At 37.0% G+C, this 18,841-nt stretch carries 14 protein-coding genes; 9 read left to right on the top strand and 5 right to left on the bottom strand.

Translation table 11 applies throughout. The annotated features are described in order from the left end of the window. Positions 1 to 19: 19 nt before the first annotated feature. The 3 genes from hemL to ACFQO1_RS02660 are packed head-to-tail and all read right to left on the bottom strand — an operon-like array spanning position 20 to position 3,093. Entirely contained in the window at positions 20 to 1,306 is a 1,287-nt protein-coding gene (gene hemL, locus ACFQO1_RS02670) for a glutamate-1-semialdehyde 2,1-aminomutase (RefSeq protein WP_380216426.1), read from the bottom strand. A gap of 7 nt (positions 1,307 to 1,313) precedes the next feature. Next, on the bottom strand, positions 1,314 to 2,159 hold the full coding sequence (locus ACFQO1_RS02665; protein WP_380216425.1) for a glucosaminidase domain-containing protein: 846 nt from the start codon (positions 2,157 to 2,159) through the stop codon (positions 1,314 to 1,316). Position 2,160: 1 nt separating this feature from the next. Further along, positions 2,161 to 3,093, bottom strand: coding sequence for a 1-aminocyclopropane-1-carboxylate deaminase/D-cysteine desulfhydrase (locus tag ACFQO1_RS02660; RefSeq protein WP_380216424.1), 933 nt, complete (start codon positions 3,091 to 3,093; stop codon positions 2,161 to 2,163). Between the two features lie 246 nt (positions 3,094 to 3,339). Between ACFQO1_RS02660 and ACFQO1_RS02655 the strand changes: the two genes are divergently transcribed. The 9 genes from ACFQO1_RS02655 to ACFQO1_RS02615 all read left to right on the top strand — a co-directional run bounded on the left by ACFQO1_RS02655 (position 3,340) and on the right by ACFQO1_RS02615 (position 15,601). Continuing rightward, a complete protein-coding gene (locus ACFQO1_RS02655) occupies positions 3,340 to 4,143 on the top strand; it encodes a hypothetical protein (RefSeq protein ID WP_380216423.1) in 804 nt (267 codons plus the stop codon). Between the two features lie 11 nt (positions 4,144 to 4,154). Then, positions 4,155 to 5,507 (top strand): hypothetical protein, encoded by a 1,353-nt coding sequence (locus ACFQO1_RS02650; RefSeq protein ID WP_380216422.1) that lies wholly within the window; start codon positions 4,155 to 4,157, stop codon positions 5,505 to 5,507. Between the two features lie 26 nt (positions 5,508 to 5,533). Further along, positions 5,534 to 6,370 carry a hypothetical protein gene (locus ACFQO1_RS02645; RefSeq protein ID WP_380216421.1) on the top strand — a complete coding sequence of 279 codons (837 nt, stop codon included), beginning with the start codon at positions 5,534 to 5,536 and terminating at the stop codon, positions 6,368 to 6,370. 43 nt (positions 6,371 to 6,413) lie between these two features. Further along, a complete protein-coding gene (locus tag ACFQO1_RS02640) occupies positions 6,414 to 9,737 on the top strand; it encodes a choice-of-anchor B family protein (protein WP_380216420.1) in 3,324 nt (1,107 codons plus the stop codon). Between the two features lie 204 nt (positions 9,738 to 9,941). Next, complete coding sequence (locus ACFQO1_RS02635) at positions 9,942 to 11,387, top strand: hypothetical protein (protein ID WP_380216419.1); 1,446 nt, start codon at positions 9,942 to 9,944, stop codon at positions 11,385 to 11,387. Between the two features lie 390 nt (positions 11,388 to 11,777). After that, positions 11,778 to 11,942 (top strand): DUF5522 domain-containing protein, encoded by a 165-nt coding sequence (locus ACFQO1_RS02630; RefSeq protein WP_380216418.1) that lies wholly within the window; start codon positions 11,778 to 11,780, stop codon positions 11,940 to 11,942. After that, positions 11,942 to 13,924, top strand: coding sequence for a urocanate hydratase (locus ACFQO1_RS02625; protein WP_380216417.1), 1,983 nt, complete (start codon positions 11,942 to 11,944; stop codon positions 13,922 to 13,924). Before ACFQO1_RS02630 ends, ACFQO1_RS02625 begins: the two co-directional genes overlap by 1 nt. Positions 13,925 to 13,937: 13 nt before the next feature. Beyond that, entirely contained in the window at positions 13,938 to 14,471 is a 534-nt protein-coding gene (locus ACFQO1_RS02620) for a DUF4136 domain-containing protein (protein ID WP_380216416.1), read from the top strand. A 2-nt stretch (positions 14,472 to 14,473) separates the two neighbouring features. Beyond that, entirely contained in the window at positions 14,474 to 15,601 is a 1,128-nt protein-coding gene (locus tag ACFQO1_RS02615; RefSeq protein WP_380216415.1) for an outer membrane beta-barrel protein, read from the top strand. Positions 15,602 to 15,693: 92 nt separating this feature from the next. On the opposite strand, the gene ACFQO1_RS02610 is transcribed toward ACFQO1_RS02615, so the two are convergent. Next, on the bottom strand, positions 15,694 to 17,778 hold the full coding sequence (locus ACFQO1_RS02610) for an alpha-ketoacid dehydrogenase subunit alpha/beta (RefSeq protein WP_380216414.1): 2,085 nt from the start codon (positions 17,776 to 17,778) through the stop codon (positions 15,694 to 15,696). Continuing rightward, on the bottom strand, positions 17,771 to 18,841 hold the full coding sequence (locus tag ACFQO1_RS02605) for a branched-chain amino acid aminotransferase (protein ID WP_380216413.1): 1,071 nt from the start codon (positions 18,839 to 18,841) through the stop codon (positions 17,771 to 17,773). Before ACFQO1_RS02605 ends, ACFQO1_RS02610 begins: the two co-directional genes overlap by 8 nt.

The following is an 18,841-nucleotide window of genomic DNA, read 5'->3' as shown; positions in this document are numbered from 1 at the left end:
AAGAAAGGCTTTTTTTATATTATAAATTTGATGCAACTTTTTTACAGGCAAGTATAGTTTGGTCTAAGTCATCATAGGTTAAAGCGTCACACAAAAACCAGGTTTCAAATGCACTTGGAGCAATATACACGCCTTCTGCAAGCATTCCGTGGAAAAATTTTTTAAAAGTATCGTTATTTGCAAGAGCTGCAGTTTTAAAATCCGTGACAGGAGTTTCAGAAAAATGTACAGAAATCATAGATCCTACACGATTAACAGTATGAATCACATTATTTTCAGAAAGTACTTTTGTTATCCCTTTATGTAAGTATTCGGTTTTAGCTGCTAATGACTCAAAAATCTTAGAGTTCTCATTTAATTCGGTTAGCATTGCTAAACCAGCCGCCATAGCCAAAGGGTTCCCACTTAACGTCCCTGCCTGATATACGGGCCCCAAGGGCGCCAAATGATTCATGATTTCTTCTCTAGCAGCAAAGGCTCCAACTGGGAGTCCTCCTCCAATTACCTTTCCGAAGGTAACAATATCTGCATTTACTCTGTATAATTCTTGAACACCCCCTTTTGCAAGTCTGAAGCCCGTCATTACTTCGTCAAAGATTAGTAATATTTCATTCTCGTCACATAATTTGCGTAGTCCTTCGAGAAACCCTTCAGTAGGTGGGATACACCCCATATTTCCTGCAACTGGTTCAATAATGACACAGGCTATTTCGTCAACATTTTCAGCAATTAACTGCGCAACACTTTTTAAGTCATTATACGTTGCAAGCAGTGTGTCTTTGGCAGTTCCTTCTGTCACTCCTGGACTGTTTGGCACCCCAAAGGTAACCGCACCACTCCCAGCTTCGATTAAAAAAGAATCACTATGCCCGTGATAACATCCGGCAAATTTTATAATTTTATCTTTTCTAGTAAATCCTCTGGCCAAACGAACTGCACTCATACAGGCTTCGGTACCACTATTTACAAATCTTATTTTATCAATGTTAGGTACCATACGCACTGCCATCGCTGCAATATCAGTTTCAATGGCTGTAGGCATTCCAAAAGAGGTTCCTTTTTCAGCTTTATCTATGACTGCTTTAACAACTGGTTCGTGTGCGTGACCCAAAATCATAGGTCCCCAAGAATTTATATAATCTATTAACCTGTTTCCGTCGACATCAAAAAGATAAGCGCCTTTTGCTTTTTCAACAAAAATAGGATCACCCCCTACTGCCTTAAAGGCTCTTACGGGCGAATTTACCCCTCCTGGAATCACTTTTTGAGCTTCAGAAAAAAGCTGACTGCTTCTTTTGTATATCATAACATGCTTATTTTTCTACAGGATGCAAATATAAGACTTGCCCTATAGAAATCGCGTTAGATTTTAATCCATTGTATTCCTTCAAGGTGTCAACACTAACATTGAATCTTCGCCCAATATTATAGAGCGTATCGCCTTGCCTAACGGTATAGGTATTGATTTTTTCTGAAGTCTCTGCCACCGAAGTTTTAATTTCCTTACCCAACACCTCATCATCGTACTTGGTAAGATCATATCGCTCAATAATACTAATTAACTTATCGGGATACTTAGGGTCTGTAGCATAGCCTGCCTTTTTTAAGCCCTTTGCCCACCCTTTATAGTCGTCTTTCTTTAATGTAAAAAGATTTTGGTAGCGGCTTCTGGAAGTTAAGAACAGCGAATGATCTCTAAAACTATACTTTGGATCTTTATATTTTCTGAAGCATTCCTGTAACTCATCATCATCATGATATACCCGTTCGCCTGTCCATTCCTTATGGCATTTTATTCCGAAGTGATTTTGTGCTTTTTTAGTAAGATCTCCCCGTCCTGCTCCACTTTCCAAAATTCCCTGAGATAATGTGATACTTGCCGGAATACCGTACTGAAGCATTTCCTCCTTTGCAATAGTCGCATAACTATCTATATAGGCACTTACAATTTCTGCATAGGTTGCATCCTTTTTTGGCACAATTACCTTCGTAGGCTCTACTTCTTTTTTAATTTCATTACTTGGCGAATTTTCTTTTACTGGAGTTACATTAACCACCCGCTCGGTGCTTGGTTTCTTTTTCGCAATAACTTTCCTCTTAGAGCCGCAGCTCGTGAGCGAGATACAAATAATACAAATTGAGAGTATTCTTATAATCATTTTATAGGTTAATTTGAGGTGCATTTTTCTTTTTTAGATATTGGTTCATTCCTTCGATTCCTTGTAAGCCTCCAGTATGAATGGCTAAAATATGACTATTCTTTTCAAAATATTTATTTTTCATCATGGCTACAATGCCGTACATCATTTTCCCAGTATACACAGGATCCAGTATCATACCAGTTTGGTCATTGAATTCATTTATAAAACGCACTAAGCTCGAATCTATTTTAGCATACCCTCCAAAACAATAAGAATCTGTGATACTATAGTTTTGTTTTTCTGAAAATTTTTGCACTAATTCTTTCTGAAAGGTTCCTTTTAAAGCAGAGTACCCGATGACTGATTGATGTGGCTGTGCTCCTTCAACAATTCCCGCCATCGTTCCGCCTGTTCCCACAGGCACACAAATATAGTCATATCGTTTAGTTGCTTCGGAAAGTATTTCTTCACATCCTTTTACTGCCAGTTGATTCGTGCCGCCTTCAGGCAGTAAGTAAAAATCACCAAAATCTGATTTCAATGTAGCTTTAAATTCTAGAGAGTCTTTCATTTTGTAGGTAGTTCTGGAAATAAAGTGAAGTTCCATTCCGCAGGATTTTGCAAATGTAAGTGTAGGATTTTCGTTTATTTTTTCTGAAAGTTCTTCACCTCTTATGATTCCTACCGTTTTAAATCCATGCATTTTACCTGCTGAAGCAACCGCAGCGATATGATTTGAGTAGGCTCCTCCAAATGTGAGTAACGTGTCCTGCTCAAGTTTTCGGGCTTCGATGAGATTATACTTTAACTTCCTGTATTTATTTCCAGATACTTTTGGATGAATAGTATCTTCTCTCAAAACTGAAAGAGAATAACCATTAAAATTCACATTTGAAATAAATTCAATTTGAGGGTTTGTAGCGAGAATTTTGGGGAATTTAAACACACTCATGTGATGAATATTTTGCAGGTTCAAAAGTACTAATTCACTTTTAAAAAATCTTTTTTTATCAAATTGAAAATAAATAGCTTACTACTAACATTGGACTCAACTTTGGACCAATTATCTAATATTATAAACTATTTTGTAAGAATTTACGTATATATCTTAAATTTTATTGTATTTCATCGAATTATTTTGTTTTTAAACCGATTTAATCAATATACTTGTAGTCCCAAATCAATTATTATCATAATCATGAAACGATTATTAATCAATACCTTAGCCTTTTGTGCTTTATTTTCTCTCGTAGTCTTGGGAGTAAATGCTCAAGTGGGTATCAATACAACAAATCCTAATGGTATTTTGGATGTCAATAGTAGTACCCAAGGAATCGTATTACCAAGAGTAGCCTTAACTGCTACAAACGTAGCATTACCTGTACAAAATCCGCAAGGTGGAAACCTAGCTCCAGGAACAGTTGTTTATAATACAAGTACAACCTCTACAGGGACAAATGATGTTAATAGAGGTATTTATGTTTGGAATGGAACTGAGTGGTACAATAAGTTCACCAAAAAAGATGCGACAATTGTGAAACAAACTTCATTTTTTCAGCCTTCTTCTACAGCTGGTTATGAAAATGTTCCAAACCTTACATCAAAAACCTTTACACCACTCTATAGCGGTACTTATAAAATTGAAGTTAGTGTTAATTTTGGAAGCGGTTATGTTGCAAATAATAATGCTGACGACGCAGATGTGGCTGCACAGGAAGGGAATTTTAGATTCACGTTTAACGGGACGGATTACAACATCCCTGCCAAAGCAAATGCATCACTGAACACTAGTGGCACCAGATATTATGCTATTTGGGAACAATTTTCTGTAGTTGAATATATTGATTTGACCGCTGGCACAAATTACTCTTATAATTTAGCATTCGATTTATTTGACTCGCCTGGTTTTGAAAACAATGGCGCTTCTGGAGATGGCTTAGGATATATAGGAATTCCAGACCATGTTCCATGTTCAGTTGAATTTACCTATATCGGAAACTAAACATGACAATCATGAAAAAAAATACATTTATAAATTTTATCGTATTTATGTTCGTAAGCATAAGTACATTATTTGCACAAGTTGGGATTGGCACTACAAGCCCAAAAGGAATTCTAGACGTTACTAGCCCTAGTTATGGAATTGTTTACCCTAGTGTTGCTTTAACCTCTACACAGGTTGCAGCTCCAGTAATTAATCCTGCTACAGGAGATCATACATTAGTAGATGGTACTACAATTTATAACACAAATACTACCAATACCGGCACCAATGATGTAGAACCAGGAATTTACTCTTGGGATGCTACCAATTCTGAATGGGTTACCCATTTTTTTATAAGGCAGGTAGAATTATATGAACAATCGAGTACTCTAAGAACTGAAGCTAATGCTGGTTTTCAAAATGTTCCTGGATTAGGACAACTAGATTTTCAATCGTTCACAGCACAATACTCTGGCTTATACAGAATAGAGTTAAAAGTAAACCATGGTGGTGGAAGGGTTCGTGATAATGATAATGTCAATGTAGTAATGACTGAAGGTGATTTTCGGTTTAATTGGAATGGCGCAAACAATGATTTTAAAGTGAAGGCAATATCAAGTTTTAATCAAGATATTGGTTCAGGAACTAATTACGAAAATATATGGGCAGAAACATTTAAAGTTATTTACGTAAATCTCGTAGCTCAGCAAACCTATAACTTTTATCTTCAGTTTGATGCTTATGAAGATGCACAATTAATTGGAAATGGCTCTACCGCAGTTGAGTCTACTACAGTAGATTCTACATCAGAATTAATTAATGAGGATTTTGAAGGATCACCAACAATAACGCAAACAAATACCTTAAGCGGAAGTTGCTTCACGAATGGATGGCGATCAATCAGTACTGGTAACAGATGCGCAGATTGTGCAGGTATTGTCATGTATCTTAGTTCTTTAAATAGTACTTGTAGACAAAATGCAACAGCACGCTTCGCTTTTACTCCGACTACTACCAATATAGATATAAACTTTGACTATCGCTTCTATGAAGTGTCAGGAAGGGGCGACTCCTTTAGAGTGTATTTACATAATGGAGTCTCTCAGGTGGGACCAAATTTAATAAATATCAACAACTCAGGAACTGTTGATACAAATACATCTTATAGTGGCTCAGCAACTGTGATTCCTGGAACAACATATACACTTAGATTTGAATATATAAATACTGTCAATGGGGCAGGAATCGGAGTTGTAGATCACTTAATACTCAGCGAGACAGTTACAACGACAACACCTCCGAGTACAGTAACAGAAGGACGAGGATATGTAGGCGGCAACGTTCCTTGCTATATAGAAATTTCATATATAGACGAAAACTAATTAAATTTTCATTTAATAAAAAAATCATGAAAACTTTTAAGAATAAAATTTTCTACATTTTAGTTTCAATGGTGATGTCTACGACTGTTGGATTAGCACAAGTGAGTATTGGTCATAGTGCACCAGAAGGAATGCTAGATCTACAAAATAGTGACAATTACGGTTTTGTATTTCCAAAAACAGCACTTACATCTTCCGTTGTTGCAGCACCTGTAACAAATCCTAATGGAGGTGTATTAGAAATAGGAACTGTGGTATTTAATACTGCTACAACTACTACAGGTGCCAATGACGTATCCCCTGGCATCTACGCATGGGATGGTTCCGAGTGGAATCCACAATATTTACGTGAAGATTCTGCTTTTTTTGAGCAGTCTACCTTAAATTTTAGAACCGTTACAGGTGACGAAACGTATAATTCTCCAACTTCAGATTGGGCATTTGTTCCTGGATTGGAAACTACATCATTTACTCCAAAATATACTGGCACTTACCGAATTAAAACGGCTTTTAATTTTGGTGCTGGGAAAGTGATTCTTCCAGATCTTACCTCAACTCCTTCTGCAGTAATTACAATGGCAACTATGGAAGGACTTTTTAGATTTACATTTGATGGAACAAGCCAAATTATTTATACACACGCTTATTCTTTATACAATAACGGAGTATTTTATGACCAATTTAAACACGATACTTCTGTAATACAATATGTACATTTAACAGCAGGACAGACCTATAATTTCTCACTTGAAATTGATGTTTTTGTTGCAGATCATCTCGAAAATAATGGAAATTCTGGTGACGGTAGAGGCTATGTAGGCATAGGAACCCCTTGCTCTGTTGAATTTTCTTTTATAAATTAAATTTATATTTTAAATTGCAATACCCAACTCACACCCATTCCCAATGAAAAAAATACTACTTACCCCCCTTTTTATTTTATTTACTACATTTATTTCTGAAGCCCAAACACCATGTACAAGACCAGAAATTGGACAGGGATCTGGAGGAGTGGGCACTGCTGCAGGGTATGACTGTAGAGGAATAGACTTATTGTCATTTGTATCTTATAATAGTATGGGAGCTGCTGTAGTTAGCGGATTTCAAGGGAATGATTCTTGGGGTTGGACTGATGTAAGAGATGGAAAAGAATATGCCTTGGTAGGACTTACAAATGGATTATATTTTTTGGATATTTCAGACCCTATTAATCCTAGAGCACTTGGCAGGCTTCCAAAACCCTCAGGTATAAGCAATAGTTTATGGAGCGATGTTAAGATTTATGAAAATTGGGCATTTATAGTAAGTGAATCTTCAAATTTTGGAATGCAAGTATTTGATCTTAATCATTTACAATCGCTTACAACTAATTCAAATCGGGTTTTTAATCTTACTACAGAAGCAAATGCCAATAGGTACGCTAGAATGACAACCATACCTGGCACAAGTTCTTCAATTGGAGATTCTCATAACATAATTATAAATGAAGATTCTGGAATAGCTTATATATTAGGAGCCAATATAGGCGCGGGAGGTCCAATTCTTATTGGGATAGATACCTCAACTTCCCCTCCCACATTAAGTTTTAAAGGCAATTATTCAACCGGAGGATATACACATGACGCACAGGTCGTTATTTATGATGGGCCTGATCCAGATTATCAGGGAAGAGAAATTTTTATTGGAAGTAATGAGGATGAAATTATAGTTATTGATTTTACAGATGAAATAAATAACAATGGCGCAGGAACAATAGATGTTATTTCTACGCTTAGCTATCCTAATTTTGATTACACACATCAAGGGTGGTTTACGAAAGATAAAAAATACTTTATTTTAGGAGATGAGCATGACGAGGCATTTTCTGGAGTAGGAAACACAAAAACGATTGTGTTTAACCTTGAAGATCTTGATAATCCAGTTGTTCAATTTAATTATCAAGGAAGAACTCCCGCTATTGATCACAATGGATATGTAAAAGACAATAGATTCTATATGGCTAACTATACAGCCGGAATAACTATTAAAAGAATCCATAGTATCGATGACCCAATTACTCCTGGATCAACTATTCAAGAAAATGGAAGTGGTATTAATGGCAATATGGTAGAAGAATCCTATTTCGACACATACACTACGGACAATGGTAATACATTTAATGGAGGTGCATGGAATCTCTATCCTTACTTTGAAAGTGGAAGTCTCCTTGTAACTAATTTGGATGGCGGTGTATTTATTCTGAAACAACAGAACTATGATAACGAACCCCCTGTAGTAAATTGTACAGACTATACAGCTACGCTAAATAAAGCAACAGGAAGTGTAACTATAACCGCAGATGACCTTGCGGTTGGAGCTACAGACAATAAAGGCATTACTAAAAAAACAATTACAAGTGGTCAAACAACATTTACCTGTGCAGATGTAGGAAATACATTTAATGTAACTATAGAAGTAGAGGATGATTATGGATTAAAGGCTTCATGCACTAGAGTCATAACCGTTGAAGCTGAAGAAACTCAATATACAGGTGGTGATATTTCGAACGATGCTTCATGGACAAATGGTTTTCCTAGTTTAGGATCTGAAGCACGAATTACAAACGATGCAACACTTACTACAGCAACAAGTATCGATGCCTGCACCTGTACCGTTGATAATGCTCGAACACTAACTGTGAATGCAAATGCATATTTAAAAACAGAAAAGGATATTACTATCAATGGAAATTTAATTGTAGAACATGAAGGATCGATAGTACAAACAGATCCAAGTGCTCAAGTTATTAAAGGAGCAAGTGGTGTAATTAATGTAAAAAATACGACACCTTTTTTAAAACCTCGTGATTTTATGATCATGGGTAGCCCTATGACTGCTGAAACCAGAGATGGTGTTTATACAGATGCGTTTTTAGTTCTTGAATTTAACCCTGGAAATTTCGAACCAGCACCAGATCTAAGTGCTCAAGGGACTAATTTTGCAGATGCAGACGGAGATTATTTCAGCATTTATGAAAACGGACCTATCAATCCTACCGAAGGTTTTATTGTAAGACCTCAGGCAAGTTATACAGACGGGAATCAGACATATGATATGACCCATTCTCTTGGGACATTAAATAGTGGTACCATCACCAGACCTATTGCATTCAATACTCCACCTATTAATAATCCTGATGGAACACCAAATGTTGTATCAAATCCTTATGCTTCAGCAATTTCAGCTACTGCATTTTTAACAGAAAATCCTTCAATCGAAGCTATTTACTTTTGGGAACATATTACACCTCCAAATTTTAGTATCCCTGGAAATGTAGGTTTACGATTTGACATGGATGATGTTTCTATATACAATAGTACTGGAGGCCTAAAAGCTGCGAGTGACACCACACTTCCTACAGACCCAAACCACACAAAACCAAATGACTTGATATCCACATCGCAAGGGTTTTCATTTTTTGCAGATGGTTCTGCAACAGAGGTATCATTTACAAATGCCATGCGAATTACCGGTGAGAATAATACATTGACAAGACCAATTGGAGTTAATAGAATATGGTTAGACCTTCGTGAGTCAAGATATGGAATTGGATCCTCTACTTTACTAGCTTTTAACCCTATAGGAACAGAAGGAATTGATTATGGATATGATACCAATAGACTAGCTACAATTGTTTCTTTATACACACTTACAGAAGACGAGCAACATAGGTTATCTATTCAAACCACTACAGAATTCAATGAAAGTCGCGAAATTAAACTGGGTTTTTCTAGTCAAGTAGAAGAAACTCTTGAATTTACTATTTCTATGGATGAGTTTGACGGCCTGGAATTAGAAGATGCTACGATTTATCTTATTGACACCTATAATAATGTAACTATAAATCTTTCTGAAAATGAATCATATACATTCCAAAGTAGCAAAACTACTTTGGACGATCGATTTTTACTTCGATTTGTACCAAGTCAAATTCTATCAACCGAAAACCCTCTTAAAAATGAAATTATAGTTTATCCAAACCCTTCCAAAAATTTTATCACTATTCATTCTCCAAATGGCTATTTAGAAAAGATTGAGGTATTTGATGTGAGAGGAAGAAGAATGGCTCAAGATATAGAAGAAGAACAAAATAGCTATAGCATGGACATATCACTATTAGAAACTTCTATTTATTTTGTCAAAATTGTTTCAGAAGCCGGAACTGTAACTAAAAAGATAATAAAAGAATAATTAATATTCTTAAATCTGCACCAAAAGCTTCAACTTAAAAGTTGAAGCTTTTTTTATTAAAATAAGCAAACTCTTTTATTTATATAATTATAAAATTAACATTAGAACATCGTAATGTTAATTTTTATTGCTTTTAATCTATTTTATTTGTATTTTGTCGATTATTTTGTATAATTTGTAGGAAATTTCTTTAATTCTCAGATTATGATACTAAAACTACTTAGACCCCTCACCTGTTTATTTTTAGTATTCCCTATTTGTCTAGTCGGACAGGTAGGCATTGGCACCACTAGTATTGACAATGGTGTTGCACTTGAAATTGATAGCGCTAACAGCGGTATTTTAATTCCACGTATTGCCATGCTTTCTCCTACAGATATTGTAACAATACCAGGCCCACTAACCAATGGAACTTTAATATATAATACGACAAACAATGCATTGCTAAGTGAAGGTTTTCACTATTGGCAGGATACACAATGGGTTAAACTATCCGACATAAATCTAAGTAAAGACAACCTCGTTCAAACTTCAGAAACTAGAAACTATAATATGAATGGAGAAGTTTTAAATTTTTCCAATGGTAGCTTCGGAATTAATTCAAACTCAAACAATACCATATTTGAAGCGATAAGCAACTCTAACCTAAATGCATTCAGTTTTTATCAAGGCAATAATCTAACTGCAGAAAAAGATGTATTTACCATTGAAGATGCAGACATAGGAGGTGGAGGTCAAGACGGAAGCTCTGTTCTCAAAATTCACAAAAGCGGGTCAATTAATAGTGGTGATGACGGTTTTAGCCTCGTAGAACTTACAAATTCGGGCACAGATCCCGGAGCTAACAAATACTGGATTTCGGGAAGAAAAATAGATGAAGGAGCTCCTCTTTGGGGGATAGATATCACAGATAGTGAATATTGGTCCGAAGGTGGAATTGTTCTAGGAGTTACACCTAATACAGATGGAACGTATACTGGTGGAAATTTTATTGTACAACCAAATGGTAATACTGGTGTTGGAACTACAAATCCACAAAAAGAAATTCAGGTTGCTGGAAACACTTCTACAATTCGAATTGATGGACTCAACAATGCAAACAATGTAAACAACATCGCTGCAGACCCTGTTCCTGTGTATGTAGATAATAATGGGGACCTCACTACCCAGCCTCCTTTAATTCAGAATTTTATGCCTCTAAACTTAAGAAACTTTACGAATGCGGTGACAATTACATCAAATTCAGGAGCTTCAGTAGACACAAATTTAAACACCTCTACCATCACATTAACACAACGCTCATTGGTTAATTATAGCTATCAATTTAGCGTTGCAATCAATGCTCTAGGAGGAGGACCCATTACCGATGGCGCATCCAGATTATTTAGAGCCTGGTTCACAGTAAACGGTGACAATACAAATCATTATGGATATGATACTGGCACCTATACAAACAACCCAGAAACCACTACAACTGGAGGAACCTATGCATCAGGCTATTATTACTTAAGCGGAAATGGTTATGTAGAACTTCCTGCTGGAACACACACATTTACTCTAACTGCACGTGGTTTTGGCGGATCTTTCGGATTCGAAATGACATTTGGCGATACAACATATGATTCTATTCAAGCTATTGTTCACAGGTAATGCAAAAACTTCCAAAAAGACCTTGATTTTAAATAATTAAGGTCTTTTTCGTTAGCATAAGCCTCGCGTTCAAAACTAATATTTCTATAAGCGGCGTGTCTATTTTTCAATTGAAGCCAACGGACTAAAAATTCAATACTATACCAAATATAAAAAGGAATTACTAGCAATTCTAATTGTTGCTTGTAGTGAATACGCTCGTGATTTAGAAAAACAGAATCGTTCTTAAGTTTTTTATCATGGAGTACCACAAATGGCCACAAAGTGATTCCCCGAAAGCCTTTCCGAAGTAAATATTTAGAAACTATTAAAATCATTCAAACTAGTATTCGTTATAAAAGTACGTTTTAGTTCGTTACTTTCTAGGTTCATATTTTGTATTTTTGAAAGATGCTGTTTCCGAAGAAAAAAATAGAGCTAGAAGAAGGTGATTTTTACCTCACACCAGAAGGGTATAAATGTTTTACAGAACAATATCACCTAAAAAGAGGGTATTGCTGTGAAAGCGGATGCAGGCATTGCCCCTACGGATTTAACAAAAAAGTAAAGAAGTAATGAATTTTAAAGAAGAAATTATTCAAGGAATTCCTTCGGAATTACCTTCAGTAAAATCATACGACACAGATGTAAATCATGCGCCCAAACGGAAAAAAATATTAACTGCTGAAGAAACCAAACTCGCCTTAAAAAATGCACTTCGCTATTTTGATCCAAAACATCACGCAACTTTACTACCAGAATTTAAAGAGGAATTAGATACTTACGGACGCATCTATATGTACCGGTATCGTCCGGATTATAAAATCTTTGCACGTCCTATTTCTGAATATCCTGGAAAAAGCGAACAAGCCAAAGCCATTATGTTAATGATTCAGAATAATCTGGATCATGCAGTTGCACAACACCCACACGAATTAATTACCTACGGTGGAAATGGTGCCGTTTTTCAGAACTGGGCTCAATACCGCCTCGTCATGTACTATCTTTCTCAAATGACAGACGAGCAAACACTCGTAATGTATTCTGGACATCCCCTAGGATTATTCCCTTCTCACAAAGAGGCTCCCAGAGTGGTAGTGACCAACGGAATGATGATCCCTAATTACTCACATCCAGACGATTGGGAACGATTTAATGCACTTGGTGTCACTCAATATGGCCAAATGACCGCAGGAAGCTATATGTATATTGGTCCACAAGGAATTGTACATGGCACGACAATTACAGTACTCAATGGTTTCAGAAAAATTAAAAAGTCACCTAAAGGAGGGCTTTTTGTAACTTCAGGATTAGGCGGAATGAGCGGTGCACAACCAAAAGCAGGTACAATTGCTGGATGTGTCACGGTGTGTGCCGAAGTAAATAAAAAAGCAACCCATACTCGCCATAGTCAGGGCTGGGTGGACGAAGTCATTAGTGATTTGGATAAGCTTGTAGAAAGAACTAAAAAAGCAGTAGCCAATAAAGAAACTGTTTCAATTGCCTACGACGGAAACATTGTAGATGTTTGGGAAAAGTTTGATACAGAAAATATACATATTGATCTGGGAAGTGATCAAACTTCACTTCATAATCCGTGGGCAGGAGGCTATTATCCGGCTGGCTTAAGCTACGAAGAAGCTAATGAATTAATGGCAAGTAATCCTTTAGCATTTAAACAAAAGGTACAAGAAAGTCTTCGTCGTCAAACGGAAGCTATCAATAAACATACTGCAAAAGGCACTTACTTTTTTGACTACGGAAACGCCTTTCTTCTAGAAGCTTCTAGAGCGGGAGCTGATATTCTTTCCGAAGAAAAGAACAAAGAATTTAAATACCCTAGTTACGTACAAGATATCATGGGGCCTATGTGTTTCGATTACGGTTTTGGACCCTTCCGCTGGGTATGTGCCTCCGGGAAACCTGAAGATTTGGCCATAACAGATCAGATTGCCTGCGATGTCTTAGAAGACATCATGAAAAATTCACCGGATGAAATTAAACAACAGATGCAGGATAATATTACCTGGATCAAAGGAGCGCAGGAAAACAAGCTGGTCGTTGGATCACAAGCGAGAATATTGTACGCAGATGCAGAAGGTAGAATGAAAATTGCTTCAGCATTTAATAAAGCAATTTCAGAAAATAAAATTGGAACGGTAATTCTCGGACGGGATCATCATGATGTTTCAGGAACCGATTCGCCTTACAGAGAAACCTCAAATATCTATGATGGAAGTAGGTTTACAGCAGACATGGCAATTCACAATGTAATTGGTGATAGCTTTAGAGGAGCAACTTGGGTGAGTATTCATAATGGTGGCGGTGTTGGCTGGGGAGAGGTGATTAATGGTGGTTTCGGTATGGTTCTTGATGGTAGTACTGAAGCGCAACAACGATTAGAATCTATGCTTTTCTGGGATGTCAATAATGGAATTGCAAGACGTAGTTGGGCACGAAATGAAGAAGCCATTTTTGCTATTAAGAGAGCTATGAATAGTTATCCAAATCTTAAAGTAACGCTTCCCAATTTTGTTGATGAAAAATTGTTCAATTAAAAAGAAAAACAAAATGAAAGCAGTAAAATTTTTACCTCTCCTCATGCTTTTTGTGTTTGCCTCCTGCTCTTCGGTAAGGGTGGCAACCGATTATGATAGAAAAGCAAATTTTAATACCTATACATCTTATGCATTTTATAAACCAGGCGTTGATAAAGCAGAGATTAGTGATTTAGATAAAAAACGAATACTCAGAGCTATTGATAGTGAACTATCTGCAAAAGGTATGCTAAAGAGTGAAAACCCTACCCTTTTAGTAAGCATTTTCACAAAAGAGCGAGAACGTGTAGATGTATATAATAATAATTTTGGCTGGGGCTGGGGATGGAATCCCTGGTGGTATGGAAACTTTGGAAATACCGTTTCTAGAAGTACCGAAGGAAGTCTTTATATAGATCTTATTGATGCACAAACAAATGAATTGGTTTGGCAGGGAATAGGAAGCGCTAGACTTGTAACGGGAAGCGATATTGATGAGCGTGACGAACGCATTCGAGAAATTGTAAATGAAATTTTAGCCGAGTATCCCCCAAATTTAATTAAATAATCATGAAATACATATATATAATAATAGCCCTTTGTTTTACCTTACAAGTAGAGGCTCAAAAAAAAGGTGCAGGAGAAGTAACTACAAAAAATGGAGTTACACTTGCAGGTGAAATTAGATTAATTAACTCTGAGCAAGCTTTAAAAATTAAAGAAAATAGTGCGTCAGAGCCACAGACTTATTCTTATTCCAATATTAAATCAGTCTCTATTGAAGACACAAAATATGTAACTATCACCTATGACAACAAGCTAATTTTAGCTGAAGAACTCGTTGATGGAAAAGCGACACTTTTAGATATAGGAAATGACCGTTTATTAGTAAGAAAAAGCGGAGAAGAAAGTCAAGTACTTTATATGGATAGCACCAATCCTGAAAAAAATAAAATTCCAGGAATTCTATCATTAATTTTTAATGATTGTAATTCTATTAGAGAAGATCTAAAAAATGGTCTGAGATACACTCAATATTCAGTTGTTGAAACTGTAAAAGCGTATAATAATTGTGATTACAACAACACTGGTTATATCCCAACGGAACAAGAAATTTCCATGTCTAGTGATTACCAAAGAGATGAATTTTTGTTCTATGGAGGGATTGGAGCGACATTAAATAGAAGTAGTTTTTTTAATTTTGATGATTATGAGAGCTTTACACAGCCTCAAATACAAATTGGTGTTTTAGCAACTCCTGGGTTTGTTGGTTCCCTTCAAGGAAAATTATTTTTCTATCTAGAAGCTTTGGCATCATTCTCTGGAGATAGAGATTATGAAAATGCTGGAGTTCCAGCAAGTCTAAAAAAATCAAGCTTAAAAGCAATAATTGGCCCTGAGTACCATTTTAATACTGATAAAACCATTCAACCAGTTATAGGTGTTGGTTTTGGAGTTGGAGCAGATACATATAAAGGAAAATATGATGGTTTTGCCGTAGACGACACAGGAGGACATATTTTCTTAGCACCTAAGATAGGACTATTGTTTAATTTATCTAATGGTAAGAAAATAGGAGTGATGGCGAATTATATTACTGAATATGAAGCCAAACTAAATTACGAAAGGAACAATACAATTGCCCCAATAATTATTGACACTCATAACTTTACTTTAGGTATTAATTATTATTTCTAAATAAAATATGTGGGAAGAATATAGCTGAAGCAATTCAGTGCTATGAAAAAGTAAAATTTTCTCACTTTAAAGCCCTCGAAAGAGGGCTTTTTTTAATAATCTAAAATTTGTCGAATCTTTTCCTTTACCTTTTCTACGGAAGGAATCATCGTTTCCTCTAAAACCGAATTTAACGGTATCGCTGGCATATTTTCTGAACCTATGAGCATCACAGGAGCATCCAACTGCTGAAAGCACTCTTCCTGAATTCTTCCCTGCAATCCTCTTGAAAATCCGTTTTCTGAAGGTTCTTCGGTCACCACCAGACATTTTCCACATTTTTTAACCGAGTTAAATACGGTTTCATAATCCAACGGATGTAACGTTCGAAGATCAACGATCTCTATCCTATCTGTCATTTCTAGTTCTCTAGAAGCATTATACGCCCAATGAACACCCATTCCGTAGGTAATAATACTCAACGTTTCGTCTTCTTCCTGAGGCCATATTTCCTGTAATACCCACGCTTTTCCAAAAGGAAGCACATAATCTTCAGCAGGCTCGATGGAAGTAGCTCCTTTAGTTCCTTTTACTTTACTCCAATATAATCCTTTGTGTTCAAAGATGACCACAGGATTTGGATCGTAATAGGCAGCTTTCAGCAATCCTTTTAGGTCGGCTCCATTACTCGGATACGCAATTTTAAGTCCTCTAATATTCGTTACTACACTTTCAACCGAAGAAGAATGGTACGGCCCACCGCTGCCATACGCGCCAATAGGAACCCGTAAGATCATAGAAACTGGCCATTTTCCATTAGAGAGATAACAACTACGGCTTACTTCGGTAAACAACTGATTTAAGCCTGGCCAGATATAATCTGCAAACTGAACCTCAACTATGGGCTTTAAACCAACCGCACTCATTCCCACCGTAGAACCCACAATAAAGGCTTCCTGTATAGGCGTATTGAATACCCGGTTGTCTCCAAATTTCTGAGCTAGAGTGGCTGCTTCTCTAAAAACGCCTCCGAGTCTTCCTCCTACATCTTGTCCGTACAATAAGCACTCTGGATGTTTTGCCATCAACTCTTCAATAGCAAATAGAGCACAGTCTACCATGACTACTTTTTCACCTCCTTTTGGAGCACGTTCTCCAGCTTCTTTAGTGATGGGAGTAGGCGCAAAATCATGGGTAAAGAGGTCTTCAGGTTTTGGGTCTTCTGCTTTAAGAGCTTTTTCCAAACTTGCTTTCACTTCTTTTTCAACTGTAGCTTCAATATTTTTTAATGCTTTTTCAGAAAAGCCATTTTCCGTCATTAGCTTCAGCATCTTTGGATACGGATCACGGCTTCTGGCTTCTTCCAGATCATCCCTGTAAAATTCCATGCGAACTCCAGAAGTATGGTGATTCAGCAACGGAACTTTGGCATGTACCAAAAATGGGCGACGTTCGGTTCGTATTTTTTGAATTACCTCCTGAATGGTTCTGTAACTCTCTTCAAAATCGGTTCCGTCAATGGATATAGCTTCCAATCCGTGAAATCCTGCGGCATATTCGGCTGCATTCTGGGCGCGGGTTTCGGCTTCATTGGCCGAAATATCCCATCCATTATCCTGTACCAGATATAAAATTGGCAATTGTTTTAAAGCTGCCATTTGAAAGGCTTCTGCAATTTCTCCTTCGGTAACCGAAGCATCTCCTAAGGAACATACAACCACAGCGTCACTGTCATGCTGAACTTGTTTCAGCATCTCATCATCAGAATTCAATAAAGTTTCCTTGTACCAAAAACCCATAGCAACTCCGGTTGCCGGAATCGCTTGCATGCCTGTAGCACTACTTTGATGGGGAATTTTAGGTTTATCGATATCTTTTAAGCTGGGGTGTGAATAATACGTTCTTCCTGCCGAAAATGGATCGTCTTTTTTAGCGAGCACTTGCAACATCAACTCATAAGGAGTCATTCCAATAGCGAGTAACATGCTGTCATCCCTGTAATAGGGGAACATATAATCCTGCGGAAGCATTTGCAACCCAACAGCGGTTTGTATTACTTCATGTCCTCTTGAAGTTGCGTGTACATATTTTGAAACTAGTTTAAAATTCTCTTCATAGATCTCTGTCATTGCTTTCGCTGTGACCAGATTCCTGAAGCCCTTTTCTAAAATGTCTTTATCAATGTTTACTTTACTCATTACTTTCAACTTTCACCATCCAATTAAATATATCTTTTTGTTTTCCTGTTTTGATAGCACTCAAGGTGTTGTTTATCTCAAGACCTACAGGGCTTTCATCACTTACATAAATAGTTCCCTTTTCGGTTCCTATTTCCTGAATATAGGCAATACCTACAGCAGTTCCGGTTCCGAAGGCTTCTTCCAGCGTTCCATTTTCTGAAGCTTCAGCAATTTCATCCAGTGCAATTAAACGCTCGGTCACCTCGTATCCTTTGTGCTTCAATAATTCAATAACACTCATTCTTGTAATTCCGTGCAATACCGATCCATCTAGTTTGGGCGTAATAAATTTTCCGTCGATCTTAAAGAAAATATTCATCGTTCCAACCTCCTGAATATATTTGTGCTCTACAGCATCTAACCACAACACTTGATCATACCCTTTCCCTTTTGCAATTTCGGTTGGGCGAATAGCAGCAGCATAGTTCCCGGCAGCTTTTGCTTCACCTGTCCCACCAGTTGCCGCGCGGATGTATTGTTTTTCGGCAAATAGTTTAATTCTTTTACTAAAAAAAGGTCCGGCAGGAGATGCGATCACAATAAATTTGAAACTTGTCGCAGCTCTCATACCAATAAAGGGTTCATCTGCATACATAAAAGGTCGCAAATAGAGCGCACTCCCCTCCTGTGGCGGGATCCATTTATGTTCTACTTCAACTAATGTTTTCAATGCTTCCACGAAAAGATCTTCAGGGAAATCTGGCATACCCATTCGTCTTGCGCTTTCATTGAGACGAGCAGCATTTTTGTCTGGTCGAAAGAGCATCGGAATGTTTTGATCTGTGATTGTCGCCTTCATTCCTTCAAAGATTGCTTGTCCGTAATGCAACGCCATGGCAGCTGGATGTGTAGGAATAGCTTCTAAGGGTTGCACTCTTGGGTTGTTCCATGTGCCATCGTGATAATCGCAAATAAACATATGATCTGTAAAGGTGCGCCCCAAAGGGATGTTTTCAAAATCGAGTTTTTTCAATTTTGAAGTTCCTGTTTTAGTGACTTTTATAGTTTCAGAATATAACAT

The sequence above is a fragment of the Jejudonia soesokkakensis genome, assembly GCF_042664795.1.
Taxonomy (GTDB): domain Bacteria; phylum Bacteroidota; class Bacteroidia; order Flavobacteriales; family Flavobacteriaceae; genus Jejudonia; species Jejudonia soesokkakensis.
Note: the sequence above shows the minus strand (reverse complement) of the source record. Positions and strands in the feature narration are given on the sequence as shown.